The following is a 17,515-nucleotide window of genomic DNA, read 5'->3' as shown; positions in this document are numbered from 1 at the left end:
CAATGAAAATGGGGCAAGACTTCACAGTGCGGTGAAATCGATTGCCTGATAGGTATCGGCGCCAATCCCGGCAAAGCCGAGCAATGCCGGCAATCGTGTAACAAATCCCTGGAAACTGTGGTCGCCGCCGGCCTGAATGCGCAAGGCACAGGCCCGGTAATACTGCTGGGCAAGGCGATAATCCAGCGTTTCATCCCCGGTCTGCAACCATACCTGATATCGCTGCGGATCCTGCGGCGCCGGCACTTCCAGCTCGGCCAGGGCCGTCACGTGGTCGTGGGTCAGCTCCCAGGTTTCGTCGGTGTACAGGTTTTTCTGGGTGCCCAGGTGTCCGTCGAACATCCGGTGCGGGCTGACGGCCGGGTTGACCAGCAGGGCTTTCAGGCCATGGCGCTCGGCCAGGTGAGTCGCATAGTAGCCGCCGAGCGAGCTTCCCACCAGCAATGGCCGGCCGAGTTCGGCGATTGCCTGTTCCAGCTGACCGATGGCTTCGCGTGGGTGGTGATGCAGCGCCGGCACACGCAGTTGGTCGCTCAAACCCAGCCGCTCCATCACCTCGACCAGCTGACAGGCCTTTTTCGAGGCCGGCGCGCTGTTGAAACCATGGATATAGAGAATCGAACCGGACATTTGAGCTCCCTGGGCGTCGGCTGAAGAAAGCGGAGTTTACAGGGAGTCAGGGGATGTTGGGCCAGCACCCGAGGAAATCAGCGCTGCATCCGTCAATCAGTAACCGTTGGAGCCGTAATCCACCTGAAAATCAAAACCGGTGACACGCTCCACGCCGGTCTCCAGCCGCCCATCCGGCAACAAGCGCAACCAGCGATACCCCGGTGCCTGCTCGCCGACCTTGAAATCTTCACTGCCTGGCTCGAACTGAATGCAGGTCGACGGCGAGGCAATCAGCCTTACGCCGTTGCGTTCGCGGTCGATTTCCTGATGGACATGTCCCCACAGTACGGCGCGGGCCTGCGGGAAACGGTCGAGCACGTCGAAAAACGCTTCCGGATTGCGCAAGCCGATCGGCTCCATCCAGGCGCAACCGATCGACACAGGATGATGGTGAAAGCACACCAGATGATGGCGATCCGGCGCTTCACTCAGGGAGCGGGCGAGCAATTGCAGTTGGTCATCCTGCAAATACCCCGGCACCGATCCGGGCACCGCCGAATCGAGCAGGGTCACACGCCAGTTGCCGACATCCACCACAGACTCCAGCAATGCACTCTTCACCGTCGCCTGCGCCATGATTTGCGGTTCGTCGTGGTTGCCGGGGATCCAGCGGGCGGGGGCATCGATCTGTGCCGTCATTTGGCGAAACAGCTGATAGGACTCCAGCGTACCGTCCTGGGACAGGTCGCCGCTGGCCACGATCAGGTCGATCCGCGGTTGCTGCTCGAGCACCAGCTCGATGACTTTTTGCAGACTCTCACGGGTGTTCATGCCCAGCAGCGCTCCTTCCGCCTCGGCGAACAGATGGCTGTCAGAGAGTTGCACCAGCAGCGCCGTGTCGGCGGTGGTCAAAGTCGATACGCTCGGCAAGGCGTTCTCCCCCGGGATCGCGGGACTGGATAGGTGCGGCAATTATGCGGGGGGACACCACAAAGAGAAACCGGCGAACCGGACGCAGTTCACAACTTGCGCTGGTTATCGGACTGCCGCGTATTCGTGTCCGCACGCCAGACAATGACTCAGCCATTCACCCAGGAACAGATTGAGCTGGGCTTTTTCGTCCGGCTGGTGCATGGCCGCATTCGGGTAAGGATAGACGCCGCGAAAGCGTCGCGCATGCTCGGCACTGATCACCTCGGCCATACGCGCGTCGTGATAGACCTGCACCTCCAGTTGCGGCACCGGCAGCCATGGCAGGCTGTGTTCCTGACGCACCTGCAGAGTCGTGGTGTACGGACAGGCCTGCAGCACTTCCAGAGTCAGCACGCCGAGCATCTGGTCGCCCTGGGTTACCGCGATGCGCCGCGCTTCGGGGTCGCTGCGCATGTCCGGCAACAGTCGCATCAGGCGCGCGTAGTTCGCCTCGCAGGCGGCTTGCAGCCCTGCGAGGTCGACGCGGTAGCGATCGCGCAACTTGTTTACGACCATAGCCCCCTCACTTCGGCGCGATTGAGCGCCAGCCACTGCAAGGCGATGATGCTCGCCGCATTGGCAATCCGTCCGTCACGTACGGCCTGCAAGGCATCTTCAAAGGCCCAGACCGTGACGCGAATATCTTCGGCTTCTTCCTCCAGCCCATGCAGGCCGCCTGCGCCTTCGGTGCTGCAACGCCCCAGATACAGATGCACAAATTCGTTGCTGCCGCCCGGCGATGGAAAGTATTTGGTCATCGGCCACAGGGCTTTGATGTCCAGCCCAGCTTCCTCCTGCGCCTCGCGGTGAGCAACTTCTTCCGGCTGTTCGTCCTTGTCGATCAGACCGGCGACCAGTTCCACCAGCCACGGGTTGTCCGCCTTGCCCAGAGCCCCGACGCGAAACTGCTCGATCAGCACCACTTCATCGCGCTGCGGATCGTAGGGCAGCATGCACACCGCATCGTGGCGCACGAACACTTCACGATTGATTTCGCGGCTCATGCCACCGGCGAACAGTTCGTGGCGCAAGTGCAGACGGTCGAGCTTGTAGAAGCCCTTGTAGCACTGCTCGCGTCGCACGATATCGACGGCGGTCGGAATGGCTTTGGCAAAATCGGTCATGAGCATCCTCTTTACTGCAAATCCAATACGAGGCGCCTTACCTGCGACCTCGACTTCGCGCCATCCTAACGCGCCGGTGACGTTTGATGCAGCCCCTTTGCTGTCAGCGGGATGGACGGTGGAGGCGAAACCCACTCTAATTAGCTTAGTGGCGAACTGACCGCTTCGTTGAGAGTCGAAGCGGTAACTTTTTGCCTTCCCCTGCTTCAGAAAGGACGCCCATGTCGCTTTTCAAAATTGCCTCCGTGGCCGCCATCGCCCTGACCCTGGGCGCCTGCGCCAGCCTGTTCCAGCCCAACCTGCGCACGCCGCTGGAAACCACCCGCGACGCCTCGGAAACGCTGAAACCCGGTTGTTCCAACCAGGACTGTCCGTTGGTAAACATCGATACGTTGCGCTTCCCGGCAGAACCGGCGCTGGACGGCATCATCGAAAAACGCCTGCTGCAAATGACCCGCACCGCACCGAACGCCCCGGTGGCGCCGACGCTGGCAGCGTATCGCGAGCAGTTCCTGGCCAACGCCGGCCCGCGCAACAGCAGCTATTTGCAGGCGAAAGTACGCGAGCAGCATGACGGTCTGGTGATCATCGAAACCTCGAGCTACCTGGACACCGGCGGTGCCCACGGTACGCCGGGACGCGGTTTCATCAACTATTCGCTTCAGCAACACAAGGTGCTGACCTTGGCGGACATGCTGCTGCCGGGTCAGGAAGAGGCATTTTGGAAAGCGGCGCAAGTGGCGCACAACAGCTGGCTGATCAGCACCAAGCTCGATCAGGAACCGGAATTCGTGAAGAGCTGGCCGTTCGTCAAAACCCCGAACGTGGCGCTGACCTACGGCGGCGTGATCCTCAAGTACGACGTGACCACCATCGCGCCTTATGCGCTGGGCCACGTCGAACTGAAGATCCCTTACCCGCGCCTGAACGGCATTCTCAAGCCCGAGCTGTTTCCCGGCCGTAACTGAAAGCCCGGCCAAGCACCAGTTGCAGCAGCCCTGCCAGCACCAGCGCCGGCAGGGTCGCGCCGACATCCGGGTACAGATTGGCCAACAAGTGATAGGTGCTGATGCCACCCAGCCAGGCCAATAGTGCCGGCCAGCGCAACGCGGCCGGCGCCACTTGGGCACTGCGCTTGCGCAGGATGAAGTGATCCACCAGCACCACGCCGAACAGCGGTGCGAACACCGAGCCGATCAGCAACAGGAAGTTCTGGTACTGCGCCAACGGCGCGAGCAAGGCGATCAGGGTGCAGATCACACCGATGGCCAGCGCCAGATGCTCGACTTTCAGACGCAACAGAATCCCACTGGAAACCGCTGCCGAGTGAATGTCGGCGAAAGCGTTCTCCGACTCGTCCAGCAGAATCAGCAACAGCGGAATCCCCAGACCGGTGCCGGCCAGTGCCAGCAGCAGCGCGTTGACTTCACCGCTCGGCGCGAATGCCAGGGTGTAGGCCACGCCGAGGCTCATCAGCCAGAAGTTGCCGATGAAGAAACCGATCGCCGTACCACCGAACACGTTCTTCGCCTTCTTGCCGAAACGCGAGTAGTCGGCAATCAGCGGCAGCCACGACAGCGGCATCGCGATGGCGATGTCGAAGCCCACGGCGAGCGGCATCGAGCCATCCCCGGCCTGTGCCCACAAGGCGGCGAGGTCAGCCTTGGCGAACAGGTTCCAGGTCAGCCAGATGCACGCGGCCAGAATCAGCCAGATGCCCCACTTGCGCAGAATCTTGCGCACGAACGTCAACGGCCCGCTGACCGCGAGCAATGTCGCCAATGCGCCGAAGCACAGCGTCCACAGCATCGGACTGGCCCACAGCGAACCTTCGCTGAACGCACGGGTGCCGAGCAGGCTGGCCGCATCGCGCATGACGATGATTTCGAACGAACCCCAACCGATCAGTTGCAGCAGGTTGAGCAGCGCCGGCAGGCTCGCGCCGTTGCTGCCGAGGCTGAGTTTCAGCGCGGCCATCGACGACAGGCCGGTGTCACTGCCGATCACGCCAACGGCGGCCAGCAACAGAACGCCGACCAGGGTGCCGAGAAAGATCGCCAGCAGCGATCCCGACAGGCCCAGCCCCGGCGCCAGCAACGCACCGGTCTGCAACACCATCAGGCCGATGCCGAGGGAAAACCACAGGGAAAACAGATCGCGACCGCCGAACACACGCTGGTTGGCGGGCACGGCGAGGTCGGGGGAATAAGTACCGGGTTGAATGCTCAAGGACGTTTCTCACAGAGAAGCAGAAAAAAAGCTGCAAGCTGCAAGCTACAAGTCAGAAGCGATATGCGGACTGCTTCTCCTCTTGTAGCTTGTAGCTTGCCGCTCGTGGCTAGACTTTCTTGTACAGCTGACTGCCTTCCTTCCTGAACCGCTCGGCCTGTTCCGCCAGGCCCTGGGCGACATCCACGTCGACCGCGTCGATCCGCTGGTTGGCCGCGTATTCGCGGACTTCCTGAGTGATCTTCATCGAGCAGAATTTCGGCCCGCACATCGAACAGAAATGCGCGACCTTCGCCGAATCCTTCGGCAGGGTTTCATCGTGATACGAACGGGCGGTGTCCGGGTCCAGACCGAGGTTGAACTGGTCTTCCCAGCGGAATTCGAAACGCGCCTTGCTCAAGGCGTTGTCGCGGATCTGCGCGCCCGGGTGCCCCTTGGCCAAATCCGCCGCATGGGCCGCGATCTTGTAGGTGATGATCCCGGTCTTCACGTCATCCTTGTTCGGCAGACCCAAGTGTTCCTTCGGCGTCACGTAGCAGAGCATCGCGCAACCGAACCAGCCGATCATCGCCGCACCGATGCCGGAGGTGATGTGGTCGTAACCCGGTGCGATGTCGGTGGTCAGCGGGCCGAGAGTGTAGAACGGCGCCTCGTCGCAGCACTCCAGCTGCTTGTCCATGTTCTCCTTGATCAACTGCATCGGCACGTGGCCGGGGCCTTCGATCATGCATTGCACGTCGTGCTTCCAGGCGATCTTGGTCAGCTCGCCGAGGGTCTCCAGTTCGCCGAATTGCGCTTCGTCGTTGGCGTCGGCAATCGAGCCCGGACGCAGACCGTCGCCCAGCGAGAAGCTGACGTCGTAGGCCTTCATGATTTCGCAGATTTCGTCGAAGTGGGTGTAGAGGAAGTTCTCTTTGTGGTGCGCCAGGCACCACTTGGCCATGATCGAACCGCCACGGGACACAATGCCGGTCACACGTTTGGCGGTCAGCGGCACGTAGCGCAGCAACACGCCGGCGTGGATGGTGAAGTAGTCGACTCCCTGCTCCGCCTGCTCGATCAGCGTGTCGCGGAACAGCTCCCAGGTCAGGTCTTCGGCGACGCCATTCACTTTTTCCAGCGCCTGATAAATCGGCACGGTGCCGATCGGAACCGGCGAGTTACGGATGATCCACTCGCGGGTTTCGTGGATGTGCTTGCCGGTGGACAAGTCCATCACCGTGTCCGAACCCCAGCGAATACCCCAGGTCAGTTTCGCCACTTCTTCTTCGATGGACGAACCCAGCGCGCTGTTGCCGATATTGCCGTTGATCTTCACCAGGAAGTTGCGGCCGATGATCATCGGTTCCAGCTCGACGTGGTTGATGTTGGCCGGAATGATCGCGCGACCACGGGCGATTTCTTCGCGCACGAATTCAGGGGTGATTTCATTCGGGATGCTCGCGCCGAAGCTGTGGCCGGCGTGCTGCTGCTTCAACAGGCCGGCAGCGCGGGCCTCTTGCAGCTTCATGTTTTCGCGGATGGCGACGTATTCCATCTCGGCGGTGATGATGCCTTTGCGCGCGTAGTGCATCTGGCTGACGTTGGCCCCGGCCTTGGCGCGGCGCGGGTTGTTGACGTGAGCGAAACGCAGTTTGGTCAGCTCAGGATCGGCCAGACGCTCCTGACCGAAATTCGAGCTCAGGCCTGGCAGGCGCTCGGTGTCGCCACGGTCGTCGATCCACGCCGAACGTACGTCGCCCAGGCCTTTGCGCACGTCGATCACCACATTCGGATCGGTGTAAGGGCCGGAGGTGTCGTAGACGGTGACCGGCGCGTTGATTTCGCCGCCGAAGTCGGTCGGGGTCACATCGAGGGTGATTTCGCGCATCGGCACGCGGATGTCCGGGCGGGAGCCCTGAACGTAGACTTTTTGCGAACGGGTGAACGGTTGAACCGACTGCTCGTCGACCTTGGCCGAGTCACTCAGGTTGATCGCATTTTTAGATTTTGTAGTCATCACGGGCTCTCCAGACAGCATCCAGGCAGTGGATTGTCGGAGCAGAACCTGAAAGGCACGGACGCACCAGGACTGGTGCTGTGCATCGTCGTCGAGCGTTCGATTGTCGAACAATATCCCGGACGAAGCACAAGAGGACTCGCCGGGTGACGAGAAATCTTGTTCCCTACGCAGGCGCTAACCTGATCAGGTTCAACGGGATCCGAAATTATTCGATCTCAGCCTCATAGCAAGGCACCCCGACAAGAACCCGGCCAGTCTAGACACAACCGGCAAAGAACGCCAACACCGTGGCAAACACCATGATGAATGGCGCAATTGGCAGATTGTTGCCTGCCGCCTGCGCTACTACACTCGCTACGCCATGCTGCGCCTTGACGCTGCATGGGCCGCGCCTTACCTTTGGCGCCCGGATTATTTCCATAATATTCATGCTAGGGATCGCCTCATGCTGCGCAAACTCTCACTGGCTGTCGCCGTGTCTTGTGCGTCCACCGCAACGGCCTGGGCAGCAGAAGCGCCTTTATCGACCAGGACCGATCTGGTCAGCGTTTATCAGGAAGCCGTCGACAACAACGCCGACCTGGCCGCCGCCCGCGCCCAGTACGGTGCGCAGAAAGAAGTGGTGCCCCAGGCCCGCGCCGGGCTGCTGCCGAACCTGTCGGGCGGCGCTGAAGTCGCCAATGTGCGCACCTCGATCGACCAGCCCTCGGCCATCGCCAATCGCAGCGCGCACTCCTATCAGGCGACGCTGGCGCAACCGCTGTTCCGCGCCGATCGCTGGTTCCAGTACCAGGCCGCCAAGGACGTCAATGAGCAGGCCGCGCTGCAACTCTCGGCCACCGAGCAGAACCTGATCCTGCAAACCGCCGAAAGCTACTTCAACGTGCTGCGCAGCCAGGACAACCTGGCCTCGACCAAGGCCGAGGAAGCCGCGTTCAAGCGCCAGCTCGACCAGTCCAACGAGCGCTTCGACGTGGGCCTGTCGGACAAGACCGACGTGCTGCAATCGCAAGCCAGTTACGACACCGCACGCGCCAACCGGATCGTCGCCCAGCGTCAGGTCGATGATGCGTTCCAAGCGCTGATCACCCTGACCAACCGCCAGTACAACTCGATCCAGGGCATCGTCCACACGTTGCCGATCCTGCCGCCGGCGCCGAACGACGCCAAGGCCTGGGTCGATACCGCCGCGAAACAGAACCTCAATCTGCTGGCCAGCAACTACGCGGTCAGCTCCGCCGAACAGACCCTGAAACAGCGCAAGGCCGGCCACCTGCCGACCCTCGACGCGGTGGCCAAATACGAGAAAGGCGACAACGACGCCCTCGGCTTCTCCAACCCGAACGCGTTCGGTACGCCGTACAGTGGCAACGTCGAGCAGAGCACTGTGGGCCTGCAACTGAACATCCCGATCTACAGTGGCGGATTGACCAGCTCCCAGGTGCGCGAGTCCTACTCACGGCTGGACCAGACCGAACAACAGCGTGAAGGCCTGCGCCGGCAAGTGGTGGAGAACACTCGCAACCTGCACCGCGCGGTAAACACCGACGTCGAGCAGGTGCAGGCGCGCCGCCAGTCGATCATTTCCAACCAGAGCGCGGTGGAAGCCACGGAAATCGGTTACCAGGTGGGGACGCGCAACATCGTCGACGTGCTCGACGCCCAGCGTCAGCTCTACACCTCGGTGCGCAACTACAACAACACCCGCTACGACTACATCCTCGACAACCTGCGGCTGAAGCAGGCGGCGGGGACGTTGAACCCAGGTGATTTACAGGATCTGACGCGTTATCTGAAAGCCGACTACAACCCGGACAAGGATTTCCTGCCGCCGGATCTGGCCAAGGCAGCGGAAGCGCAGCTCAAGGCCCGGCCTTAAACAAGAAACGCAGCCCTGAGGCTGCGTTTTTTTATGCGCGGTCGATCAACCTTCCCAGGCCATCGAGCAAGCGCTGCAACGCGCCCTGATTGCGGCGCATCACGCTCAGCCCGGCATCGGCCATGCGTTGCGCATCGCGCGGTAACTCGAACAGCCGCTGCACTTCTGTCGCCAGACCTTCGGCGTCATCCACTTCGGCCAAGGCTCCGGCGCTGCGCAGTTGCGCGGCGATGTCGAGGAAGTTGAACAGATGCGGTCCGCTGATCACCGGTTTCGCCAGCGCCGCCGGCTCCAGCAGATTGTGCCCGCCGTTGGCTACCAGACTGCCGCCGACGAACGCGCTGTCGGCCAAGGCATAGAGAAACAGCAATTCGCCCATGGTGTCGCCGAGCAGCACCGAAGTCTGTGCATCGACGCTCGCGCCGGTCGAACGACGCACCGTGGCGAAACCTTCGCGTTGGCACAACTCGAACACCGAATTGAAACGCTCGGGGTGACGCGGCACCAGAATCAGCAGTGCATCGGGATGGTTGGCCAGCAAACGGCGATGGGCATTCAGCACCACTTCGTCTTCGCCTTCATGGGTGCTGGCGGCGATCCACACCGGGCGCTCCAGCGCCTGCCATTGGCCGCGCAGTTCAGCGGCGCGTTGCAGCAGTTGCGGGTCGATGGTCAGATCGAACTTGATCGAGCCGGTGACTTCGACTGTCTCCGCCCGCGCACCGAGATCGCGGAAGCGCTGGGCTTCGGCTTCGGTCTGCACGGCGAACAGGCTCATCTCGGCAAGCATCGGCGCGGTCAGTTTGTTGAACCGGCCATAGCCCTTGGCGGAGCGCTCGGACAGGCGCCCGTTGGCCAATGCGACCGGAATCCCGCGTTTGGCGCATTGGTGAATGTGGTTTGGCCAAAGCTCGGTTTCCATGATCACTGCCAGTTTCGGCTGCACGCGATCCAGAAAACGCGCCGCCGCGCAGGGCAAGTCGTAAGGCAGGTAGCAATGCTGGATGCGCGGCTCGTTGGCGAACATTGCGTGAATGCGTTCCGACCCGGTCGGCGTCATGCAGGTCACGGTGATCGGCAGCTGTGGATAACGTTGCAGCAGTGCGCGGATCATCGGCGCGGCGGCGATGCTTTCGCCCACCGACACGGCATGAACCCAGATACCTCCGGGCTGCAGAGTCGGCATGCCGTAGGAGAAACGTTCGCCAATCCGCTTGGCATACGCCGGCGCCTTGCGCGAGCGCAGCCACAGCCGAATCGCCACCAATGGCAGCCCCAGGTAAAACAGCGCGGTGTAGAGAGTTCTATTCATGGCGGCGGAGTTTATCGGCTTTTGCCGCCGATCGCCCGCAGGTGTATGGCAAATCGCTCCGCCAGCCAGCGCGCCGCCGGTCCAAGCGGTTCATCACGGCGCCAGACCAGTTCCACCACCAGCGCCGGCGGCGTCCATTCGCTGTCCAGTTCCACCATGAGGCCCTGATACGCCGAGTACTGCACCACGTGGCGCGGCAGCCAGGCCCAGCCGAGGTCACGCACCAGCCATTCGGCCATCACGTAGAAACTGTCAGCGCGCCATACCTGCGGACTGGCCGGTTCGTTGCCGGGATAAATGCTGGTCTGGGTCGACATCAACAACTGCCGATGCTGCGCCAGTTGCTGGCAGGTGACGTAAGCCTGCGCTGCCAAGGGATGGTTGACGCCGCAGACCGTGACCATTTCCACACTGCCCAGCACCCGGCGCTCCAGCGCTTCAGGGATTTCATCGTGATAGAACAACAGCCCGAGATCGGCCCGGCGCTCCACCAGTTTGCGTGAAACCTCACCTTGGGCGGCGCTGGTCAGTTGGACTTCCAGACTGGGAAACTGCTCGGCCAGCGCGGCGAAGCTTTCCACCAGCGCCTGATAGGGCATCGCCTCATCCTGGGCCACCCGCAGCTGCGCTTCCTGCCCGCGCATCATGGCCACGGCCCGGCCGTTCAGGCGCTCGCACTGGCGTAACACTTCACGCGCCTCCTCCAGCAACGCCTCCCCTGCTTCGGTAAGAATCGGCTGGCGACCACTGCTACGCTCGAACAGGCTGACACCGAGGTCGTCCTCGAGCATGGCAATCGCGCTGCTGATCGCCGACTGCGCCTTGCGCTGCTGACGTGCCACGGCGGAAAACGAGCGCTGCTCGGCAACGCCGACAAACACCCGCAACTGCTCCAGATTCCATTGCATGCTCATCAGGCCAACCCATCTTTTAAACAGATAGGTAATGACTTTACCCCATCTGGGGAGTCACTAGAATGCCGCCTCAGCAAGCAATGCTACACACGAGGATTTGAACATGAACGCTTACGTCTACCTGGCCATCGCCATCTGTGCCGAAGTGATCGCGACCGTTTCGATGAAAGCCGTCAAAGGCTTCAGCACGCCTTTGCCGCTGCTGCTGGTCATCGTCGGTTATGGCATCGCGTTCTGGATGCTGACCCTGGTGGTACGCAGCGTGCCGGTGGGCGTGGCCTACGCGGTGTGGGCCGGCATGGGCATCGTGATGGTCAGTGTCGCGGCGCTGTTCATCTACGGGCAGAAGCTGGATATCCCGGCGATGCTCGGAATGGCGCTGATCGTGCTCGGCGTGGTGGTGATTCAACTCTTCTCGAAAACCGCCGGCCATTAACAGCAGCGACAGGCTTCAAGCCACAAGCTGCAAGCCAAGCCAAGCCGATTTTTCCCCTTCGGGTTGCAGCTTGCAGCTTGAAGCTTGAAACTTGCGGCTTATTTGAGCCTTGAGGTCGTTGCATGCCATCTCCAATTTCCACCGACGTGCTGATTGTCGGCGCGGGTGTCGCCGGTCTCTGGCTGAACGCGCGCCTGCGTCGCCAGGGTTTCTCGACCGTGCTGGTGGAAAGTGCCAGCCTCGGCGGCGGGCAGAGTGTGAAGTCCCAGGGCATCATCCACGGCGGCGCCAAGTACGCGCTGCACGGTGCGCTGACCGGTGCCTCGGAAGCCATCGCCGACATGCCGCGCCGCTGGCGTGAAGCCCTGGCCGGCAACGGCGAACTGGACCTGACCGGCGTGCGCCTGTTGTCCGAAGCCCATTACCTGTGGTCGCCGGGCACACTGGCCGGCAATCTGACCAGTTTCTTCGCCAGCAAAGCGGTGCGTGGCCGGGTCGATCAGGTCAAGGGCGATCAACTGCCGCCGGCCCTGCAAGACAAACGCTTCAAGGGCAAGGTCTACCGTCTCGCCGAGCTGGTGATCGACGTGCCAAGCCTGATCCAGCGTCTGGCGGATTTGTCGGGTGACGGTCTGCTCGCCGGCCACGACATCGAGCCGTTACTGGAAAGCGGTGTGCTGGTCGGTCTGAAAGTCGATGGCCGCGAGATTCGTGCCCAGCGCATCGTCCTCAGCGCCGGTGCCGGTACCGCCGACCTGCTGACTGCTTTGGGCCTGACTCATCCGGCCATGCAACGCCGGCCGCTGCACATGATCATCGCCAAGGGCCCGGGCCTGAAGCCGCTGTACGCGCACTGCCTCGGTGGCGGCACCAAACCGCGCATCACCGTGACCACCCACCCGGCCGCTGACGGTCAGTGGGTCTGGTATCTGGGCGGCGACATTGCCGAATCCGAAGGCGTGGCCCGTGAGCCGGCCGAACAGATCGCCACCGCCCAGAAAGAACTTGGCCAGTTGTTGCCATGGATCGACCTGAGCACCGTGCAATGGGCGACCCTGCGCGTCGATCGCGCCGAACCGCTGCAAACCGGTCTTACCCGCCCGGACAACGCGTTCCTCGCCGAAGAAGGTCGCCTGCTGGTCGGCTGGCCAACCAAGCTCGCATTGGCCCCGGACTTCGCTGACCGGGTGATTGCCTCCCTGGAACGCGACGGCATCCAGCCAAGCCACGCAGCTCCGTTGCCCGAGCTGCCAAAACCGCCGATGGGCGTTCCCGCCTGGGAGCAACTGCTGCCATGAGCCTGCCGACCCTGCACGATCTGCATCGCCCGCTGGGCAGCACAGGCCTGCTGGTTTCGCCGCTGGGCCTGGGCACCGTCAAACTTGGCCGCGACCAGGGCGTGAAATATCCCAACGGCTTCCAGATCCCCGACGACGACGCTGCGCGCATGCTGCTCAAGCAGGCGCGGGAGCTGGGCATCAACCTGATCGACACCGCCCCGGCCTATGGCCGCAGCGAAGAACGCCTCGGCCCACTGCTGCGCGGTCAGCGTCAGGACTGGGTGATCGTCAGCAAGGTCGGCGAAGAATTCGTCGACGGCCAGTCGAGTCACGACTTCAGCGCCGCTCACACCCGGATGTCGGTGGAGCGCAGCCTGCAACGTCTTGAAACCGATTTTATCGACCTGGTGCTGGTGCACTCCGACGGCAACGATCTGGCGATTCTCAACGACAGCGAAGTCTACGCAACCCTCGCGGCACTGAAGGCCGAGGGCAAGATTCGCGGCTTCGGCTTCTCCGGCAAAACCGTCGACGGTGGCCTCAAAGCACTGGAGCAAGGCGACTGCGCGATGGTCACCTACAATCTGAACGAACAAAACGAGAAGGCGGTCATTGACTATGCTGCTGCCCACGGTAAAGCCATTCTGGTGAAGAAGGCCCTGGCCAGCGGTCATGTGTGCCTGAGTCCCGGCGTGGATCCGGTGCGCGCCAGCTTCGAATTGCTGTTCGCCCAGCCCGGCGTGGCCAGTGCCATTGTCGGGACGATCAATCCGCTGCACCTCGCCCATAACGTTGCGACCGTTGCCCAGGTCCTTCGTGGTCACTGACGCCGCCTCGCGGCCTTAAGCAGGAGCCGACATGCCGCGTACGCTCATCAGAAAGAACCCGAGCAACTTCAAGACGCTGCCGCTGTTCGTCGAAGCCACGCCGGAAGGCCTGACCTACCAGAGCGTGGGCATGCCGTTGAATTTCGCCCAGACCCTGCAGCGGCGCAAGCCGGTCAGCGTGGCCGACGCCGAGCGCTTTGCGCTGGAGCTGGCCAACCTCGGCGTCTCGGTGCGCCTGACCCTGCACTGGCAGAATCGCGATTATTGGGTGCTGGTACGCCAGCGGCGGCAGGATCGCGGTGATGTGGTGCTCAAACTGATCTCCGGCTACGTACCGGCGCATGAACTGAATATCCCGCTGCACACGGCCATCCAGGAGATTGCCGAAGAATGCCTGCTGGAAACACCGGAAGGCTGGCTCGGCGGGCGTTTCAACGACACCTGGCTGCCGGCGCCGTACTCATCGGCGCTGCATTATCGCGAGGCCCTGCCCTTTCGCCTGACGCCGCTGTCCGGCTCGGCGCGGCCGGTGCGCTGCGCCAATCTGCAACTGCTCGAACGGCCGAGGGCTTACGTGCACTTGCCGACCGCGTCCCTGCAATTGATCTACGACTTGCGACTGGACGTGCCCAAGGAAGCCAAGAACCTCAGCCTGTTCCATGTCGATGAACGACTGGAAGGCGATCAACTGGTCGCCCGGCTCGACCGCAAGCGCCCCGATCTGTACTTGATGCCGTTGCAGGACGGCGAACCGCTGCCTGAGTTGTATACGCTGAAGAAAGGTCAGTTGTACCCGGCGGGCACTCGCGGTCTTTATCTGGCGGAAAGTTTCGCCCGGCAGGACGGCTGGCTGGTGCGCGATGAGCGGATTCGCTGGAAAGACTGGCTGCGCCAGCAGGGTTTGACGCCGCCACCCAAGGACACGGGGCTGGCGCGCTTGCGCGGCAAGGCCAGGCAATTGCTGAAGAAGATCGTGCCGCGCAAGAAAGTGAATTCCTGAATGGCAAAAGACCGCGCCTGCGAGTAACTCCGGAGAGTCGTCGCAGGCGCGGTCTTTATGTTTGCATCACTCGGACTTGCGGATTTTTTCCACAATCGCCGTGGTCGAGCTGTTTTCCACCAGCCCCAGCACTTTAACGGTGCCGCCATAGGCTTTGACGATATCGGCGCCGACCACTTGATCGATGCCGTAATCGCCACCCTTCACCAGCACGTCCGGCTTGACCTCGCGCAGCAGGTTTTCCGGGGTGCCTTCAGCGAAGCTGATGACCCAGTCCACCGCGCCGAGACCGGCGAGAACCGCCATGCGCCGGTCTACGCTGTTGATCGGCCGGCCCGGCCCTTTCAGGCGGCTGACCGAAGCATCGTCGTTGATCGCGACGATCAGCCGATCGCCCTGCGCTCGCGCCTGCTCGAGGTAGGTCACGTGGCCGGCGTGCAGGATGTCGAAGCAGCCATTGGTGAACACGATCCGCTCGTTGTGCGCCCGGGCATCGGCAACTGCCAGCAGCAGTTGCTCCAGCCCCAGCACGCCACGCTCGGAACCTTCTTCACGCTGAATGGCGCGACGCAGTTCCGGGGCGCTGATCGCCGCCGTACCCAGCTTGCCGACCACGATGCCCGCTGCCAGGTTGGCCAGCGCTACCGCGTGCGGCAGTTCTTCACCGGCAGCAATCGCGGCTGCCAAGGTAGAAATCACCGTGTCGCCGGCACCGGTCACGTCGAACACTTCACGGGCCCGCGCAGGCAAATGCAGGGCCGGATGATCCGGACGCAGCAGGGTCATGCCGTGTTCGCCACGGGTGACCAGCAGCGCGCCGAGATCCAGGTCATGCATCAGCGTCGCGCCCTTGGCCACCAGCTCGTGCTCATCGGCGCAACCGCCGACGATGGCTTCGAATTCGCTGAGGTTCGGGGTGATCAGGCTCGCGCCACGGTAGATCGAGAAATCCTTGCCCTTCGGGTCGGCCAGCACCGGAATGCCTTTGGCACGAGCGGCCCGGATCAGCGCCTGATGGTTTTTCAGGGCACCTTTGCCGTAGTCGGACAGCACCAGCACCTTGATGCCTTCGAGCAGATCATCGACCTGCGCGCCGAGGGCCAGGGCGTCGGTGGCGAACGGTTCTTCGAAGTCGATACGCAGCAATTGCTGGTGCCGGCTCATGACCCGCAGCTTGACGATGGTCGGCTGGTGCGCGATGCGTTGAAACAAGGCTCGCACGCCCGCACCCTTGAGGCTGTTGCTCAGGCTGTCGGCGGCTTCGTCGTCACCGGTCACACCGACCAGCGACGCCGGCGCACCCAGCGCGGCAATGTTCAAGGCAACGTTGGCGGCACCGCCCGGACGGTCTTCGATTTGCTCGACTTTAACGACAGGAACCGGCGCCTCAGGGGAAATCCGTGAGGTACCACCATGCCAGTAACGGTCGAGCATGACATCGCCGACCACCAAGACAGGGGCTTGATCGAATCGCGGCATGGACAACTTCATGGAGCAACCCACATACAAAATGAACAGGGGCGCGATATTAACACAGGGTTGGCGAAGGCTTGTGCGGTGGCTGCAACAGGATGAAACAGCTGGCTTTTTTGCTCATTTTTTAAGCAGAAAAGTTGCCAACCGCTCGCAGGCTTCGCTCAACTCGAGCGCTTGCGTGTCGATCCGGCACTCCGCCGCCAACGGCGCCTCGTAAGGGCTGTCGATACCAGTGAAATGCTGGATACGGCCCTGACGTACGGCCTGATACAAGCCTTTAGGATCACGACGCTCACACTCTTTGAGCGAAGTGCTCACATGCACTTCGATGAAGTCGCCCTCGGCAAACAGTTGCCGCGCAGCGTCTCGCTCGGCACGAAATGGCGAGATCGCTGCGACGATGACAATCAGGCCGGCATCGACCATCAGCCGGGCGACTTCCGCCATGCGCCGGATGTTTTCCCGGCGGCCGGCATCGTCCATGCCCAGATCACGACACAATCCGTTGCGTACGTTGTCGCCATCGAGCAGAAATGTGTGCAGCCCGAACTGATGCAAGTGCAGGTCCAGCGAATTGGCCAGGGTCGACTTGCCGGCGCCGGACAGTCCGGTCAGCCACAGGCAACGCGGCCGCTGCCCCTTGAGCGCGGCTCGCGCCTGGCGAGACAGCGCAAGGCTATAGGGGCTGATGACAGGCAGTGTCGCCAGACTGCGCAGAGCCTCATTCATAACCGAGCAACTCGTAGTCACGCTGATAGGCCCGACGCACCAGCCGACGGGTTCGCGCCGAGCAGAACTCCCGCGCCTTCAGCGGTTGGCGCTGCCGGGAGCTGTTGACGTGCGGCAACTGACACACCATCCCCAAGCGCTCGCAGACCTGTTTGAAATCCTGCTCGAGATGCTCCTGGTAACCGATGAAGTCCAGGGCCAGATGCCCCAGTGAATCGGTGAGAAAGTCGGTTTGCGCAGCAAAGTGCAGCTGCCGCGAAATCGTCTCCGGGTGCAGCCAGCGTGCGACAAAGTCATCAAAATCCCGATACTGCCGAACCATTTGCTGAGCGGCGTGATCGCGCCCGCTCAAGGTGTTGCCATGCAAAAAGGCGTAAGCCGAATAGGCGCGCTCCAGCGGGTCGCGCACAAAGGCGAACTTGTAGGCGGCGGCATATTGCTCGGGAAATTGCTCTTCGTACCAGTACAACGGCAAGTGTCCCGGACGCCAGCCGTCGAACATCGCCGCACACAAGCTGCTGCCGGCGCATTTGGGCACGTGGATAAACAGACAGTCGCGCTGCTCGAAGGCAGCGGGAAACGCCAGACTGGCCGACATCGACTTGTTCACCACTTGCCGGTCGACCACCGACAGGCGCCCCAGCAGAAAGGCCCGCTGCGGCTTGGGCAGCAATTTCCACAGATAACGTTGCAGCATGCCAGCACCCGCGCGAAGAGGATGGC

The 17,515-nt window shown here is 62.3% G+C and carries 17 protein-coding genes and 1 riboswitch; of the genes, 6 read left to right on the top strand and 11 right to left on the bottom strand.

Annotated features, from left to right (window positions below; all coding sequences use genetic code 11):
* Positions 1–21: 21 nt before the first annotated feature.
* The 4 genes from ACM6JM_RS05360 to ACM6JM_RS05345 all read right to left on the bottom strand — a co-directional run bounded on the left by ACM6JM_RS05360 (position 22) and on the right by ACM6JM_RS05345 (position 2,708).
* Positions 22–630, bottom strand: coding sequence for a YqiA/YcfP family alpha/beta fold hydrolase (locus ACM6JM_RS05360; RefSeq protein ID WP_039766600.1), 609 nt, complete (start codon positions 628–630; stop codon positions 22–24).
* A 96-nt stretch (positions 631–726) separates the two neighbouring features.
* Positions 727–1,542 (bottom strand): 3',5'-cyclic-AMP phosphodiesterase, encoded by an 816-nt coding sequence (gene cpdA / locus ACM6JM_RS05355; protein ID WP_103386584.1) that lies wholly within the window; start codon positions 1,540–1,542, stop codon positions 727–729.
* Between the two features lie 105 nt (positions 1,543–1,647).
* Positions 1,648–2,100: a DUF1249 domain-containing protein gene (locus tag ACM6JM_RS05350; RefSeq protein ID WP_039766596.1), complete on the bottom strand. Its 453-nt coding sequence runs from the start codon at positions 2,098–2,100 to the stop codon at positions 1,648–1,650.
* Positions 2,091–2,708, bottom strand: coding sequence for an NUDIX domain-containing protein (locus ACM6JM_RS05345; RefSeq protein WP_007952223.1), 618 nt, complete (start codon positions 2,706–2,708; stop codon positions 2,091–2,093). Before ACM6JM_RS05345 ends, ACM6JM_RS05350 begins: the two co-directional genes overlap by 10 nt.
* 221 nt (positions 2,709–2,929) lie before the next feature.
* On the opposite strand from ACM6JM_RS05345, the gene ACM6JM_RS05340 reads away from it, so the two are divergent.
* Positions 2,930–3,676 carry an RsiV family protein gene (locus ACM6JM_RS05340; RefSeq protein WP_414881419.1) on the top strand — a complete coding sequence of 249 codons (747 nt, stop codon included), beginning with the start codon at positions 2,930–2,932 and terminating at the stop codon, positions 3,674–3,676.
* On the opposite strand, the gene cytX is transcribed toward ACM6JM_RS05340, so the two are convergent.
* Together cytX and thiC are read right to left on the bottom strand one after the other, a co-directional pair.
* Entirely contained in the window at positions 3,645–4,937 is a 1,293-nt protein-coding gene (cytX, locus tag ACM6JM_RS05335; RefSeq protein WP_414881418.1) for a putative hydroxymethylpyrimidine transporter CytX, read from the bottom strand. The genes ACM6JM_RS05340 and cytX overlap by 32 nt on opposite strands.
* A gap of 109 nt (positions 4,938–5,046) precedes the next feature.
* On the bottom strand, positions 5,047–6,936 hold the full coding sequence (gene thiC, locus ACM6JM_RS05330) for a phosphomethylpyrimidine synthase ThiC (protein WP_103386582.1): 1,890 nt from the start codon (positions 6,934–6,936) through the stop codon (positions 5,047–5,049).
* Positions 6,937–7,082: 146 nt separating this feature from the next.
* A riboswitch (TPP riboswitch) is annotated at positions 7,083–7,188 on the bottom strand.
* 196 nt (positions 7,189–7,384) lie between these two features.
* Between thiC and ACM6JM_RS05325 the strand changes: the two genes are divergently transcribed.
* Positions 7,385–8,818, top strand: coding sequence for a TolC family outer membrane protein (locus ACM6JM_RS05325; protein ID WP_039766588.1), 1,434 nt, complete (start codon positions 7,385–7,387; stop codon positions 8,816–8,818).
* Positions 8,819–8,849: 31 nt separating this feature from the next.
* Here ACM6JM_RS05325 and waaA read toward each other — a convergent pair whose 3' ends face one another.
* Positions 8,850–10,130 carry a lipid IV(A) 3-deoxy-D-manno-octulosonic acid transferase gene (gene waaA, locus ACM6JM_RS05320; protein ID WP_414881417.1) on the bottom strand — a complete coding sequence of 427 codons (1,281 nt, stop codon included), beginning with the start codon at positions 10,128–10,130 and terminating at the stop codon, positions 8,850–8,852.
* Positions 10,131–10,141: 11 nt separating this feature from the next.
* Positions 10,142–11,044 carry a LysR family transcriptional regulator gene (locus ACM6JM_RS05315; RefSeq protein ID WP_414881416.1) on the bottom strand — a complete coding sequence of 301 codons (903 nt, stop codon included), beginning with the start codon at positions 11,042–11,044 and terminating at the stop codon, positions 10,142–10,144.
* A gap of 103 nt (positions 11,045–11,147) precedes the next feature.
* Here ACM6JM_RS05315 and ACM6JM_RS05310 point away from each other — a divergent pair, with 103 nt between their 5' ends.
* From ACM6JM_RS05310 to ACM6JM_RS05295, 4 genes are all read left to right on the top strand, one after another.
* Complete coding sequence (locus ACM6JM_RS05310) at positions 11,148–11,480, top strand: DMT family transporter (protein ID WP_085654394.1); 333 nt, start codon at positions 11,148–11,150, stop codon at positions 11,478–11,480.
* 122 nt (positions 11,481–11,602) lie between these two features.
* A complete protein-coding gene (locus tag ACM6JM_RS05305) occupies positions 11,603–12,778 on the top strand; it encodes an NAD(P)/FAD-dependent oxidoreductase (protein WP_103386580.1) in 1,176 nt (391 codons plus the stop codon).
* The gene (locus ACM6JM_RS05300; protein ID WP_103386579.1) at positions 12,775–13,587 is read left to right on the top strand and encodes an aldo/keto reductase; all 813 of its coding nucleotides are present in this window, start codon (positions 12,775–12,777) and stop codon (positions 13,585–13,587) included. Before ACM6JM_RS05305 ends, ACM6JM_RS05300 begins: the two co-directional genes overlap by 4 nt.
* A gap of 31 nt (positions 13,588–13,618) precedes the next feature.
* Positions 13,619–14,587, top strand: a complete 969-nt coding sequence (locus ACM6JM_RS05295) for a metal ABC transporter ATPase (protein ID WP_074689616.1) — start codon at positions 13,619–13,621, stop codon at positions 14,585–14,587.
* A gap of 66 nt (positions 14,588–14,653) precedes the next feature.
* Here the strand turns inward: ACM6JM_RS05295 and hldE are convergent, their stop codons facing one another.
* The 3 genes from hldE to ACM6JM_RS05280 all read right to left on the bottom strand — a co-directional run bounded on the left by hldE (position 14,654) and on the right by ACM6JM_RS05280 (position 17,489).
* Positions 14,654–16,078 carry a bifunctional D-glycero-beta-D-manno-heptose-7-phosphate kinase/D-glycero-beta-D-manno-heptose 1-phosphate adenylyltransferase HldE gene (gene hldE, locus ACM6JM_RS05290; protein WP_039766576.1) on the bottom strand — a complete coding sequence of 475 codons (1,425 nt, stop codon included), beginning with the start codon at positions 16,076–16,078 and terminating at the stop codon, positions 14,654–14,656.
* A 102-nt stretch (positions 16,079–16,180) separates the two neighbouring features.
* Entirely contained in the window at positions 16,181–16,792 is a 612-nt protein-coding gene (gene cysC, locus ACM6JM_RS05285; protein WP_039766574.1) for an adenylyl-sulfate kinase, read from the bottom strand.
* A complete protein-coding gene (locus tag ACM6JM_RS05280) occupies positions 16,785–17,489 on the bottom strand; it encodes a sulfotransferase family 2 domain-containing protein (protein ID WP_039766573.1) in 705 nt (234 codons plus the stop codon). Before ACM6JM_RS05280 ends, cysC begins: the two co-directional genes overlap by 8 nt.
* Positions 17,490–17,515: the final 26 nt, after the last annotated feature.

The sequence above is a fragment of the Pseudomonas sp. IT-P2 genome (assembly GCF_949767575.1).
GTDB lineage: Bacteria > Pseudomonadota > Gammaproteobacteria > Pseudomonadales > Pseudomonadaceae > Aquipseudomonas > Aquipseudomonas pharyngis.
Note: the sequence above shows the minus strand (reverse complement) of the source record. Positions and strands in the feature narration are given on the sequence as shown.

What these genes read in the sequence shown, in the direction of transcription:
- ACM6JM_RS05360 (WP_039766600.1), bottom strand. Translation starts at nt 630, where the DNA reads ATGTCCGGTTCGATTCTCTATATCCATGGTTTCAACAGCGCGCCGGCC.
- ACM6JM_RS05350 (WP_039766596.1), bottom strand. Translation starts at nt 2,100, where the DNA reads ATGGTCGTAAACAAGTTGCGCGATCGCTACCGCGTCGACCTCGCAGGG.
- ACM6JM_RS05345 (WP_007952223.1), bottom strand. Translation starts at nt 2,708, where the DNA reads ATGACCGATTTTGCCAAAGCCATTCCGACCGCCGTCGATATCGTGCGA.
- ACM6JM_RS05340 (WP_414881419.1), top strand. Translation starts at nt 2,930, where the DNA reads ATGTCGCTTTTCAAAATTGCCTCCGTGGCCGCCATCGCCCTGACCCTG.
- thiC (WP_103386582.1), bottom strand. Translation starts at nt 6,936, where the DNA reads ATGACTACAAAATCTAAAAATGCGATCAACCTGAGTGACTCGGCCAAG.
- ACM6JM_RS05325 (WP_039766588.1), top strand. Translation starts at nt 7,385, where the DNA reads ATGCTGCGCAAACTCTCACTGGCTGTCGCCGTGTCTTGTGCGTCCACC.
- waaA (WP_414881417.1), bottom strand. Translation starts at nt 10,130, where the DNA reads ATGAATAGAACTCTCTACACCGCGCTGTTTTACCTGGGGCTGCCATTG.
- ACM6JM_RS05315 (WP_414881416.1), bottom strand. Translation starts at nt 11,044, where the DNA reads ATGAGCATGCAATGGAATCTGGAGCAGTTGCGGGTGTTTGTCGGCGTT.
- ACM6JM_RS05310 (WP_085654394.1), top strand. Translation starts at nt 11,148, where the DNA reads ATGAACGCTTACGTCTACCTGGCCATCGCCATCTGTGCCGAAGTGATC.
- ACM6JM_RS05305 (WP_103386580.1), top strand. Translation starts at nt 11,603, where the DNA reads ATGCCATCTCCAATTTCCACCGACGTGCTGATTGTCGGCGCGGGTGTC.
- ACM6JM_RS05300 (WP_103386579.1), top strand. Translation starts at nt 12,775, where the DNA reads ATGAGCCTGCCGACCCTGCACGATCTGCATCGCCCGCTGGGCAGCACA.
- ACM6JM_RS05295 (WP_074689616.1), top strand. Translation starts at nt 13,619, where the DNA reads ATGCCGCGTACGCTCATCAGAAAGAACCCGAGCAACTTCAAGACGCTG.
- hldE (WP_039766576.1), bottom strand. Translation starts at nt 16,078, where the DNA reads ATGAAGTTGTCCATGCCGCGATTCGATCAAGCCCCTGTCTTGGTGGTC.
- cysC (WP_039766574.1), bottom strand. Translation starts at nt 16,792, where the DNA reads ATGAATGAGGCTCTGCGCAGTCTGGCGACACTGCCTGTCATCAGCCCC.
- ACM6JM_RS05280 (WP_039766573.1), bottom strand. Translation starts at nt 17,489, where the DNA reads ATGCTGCAACGTTATCTGTGGAAATTGCTGCCCAAGCCGCAGCGGGCC.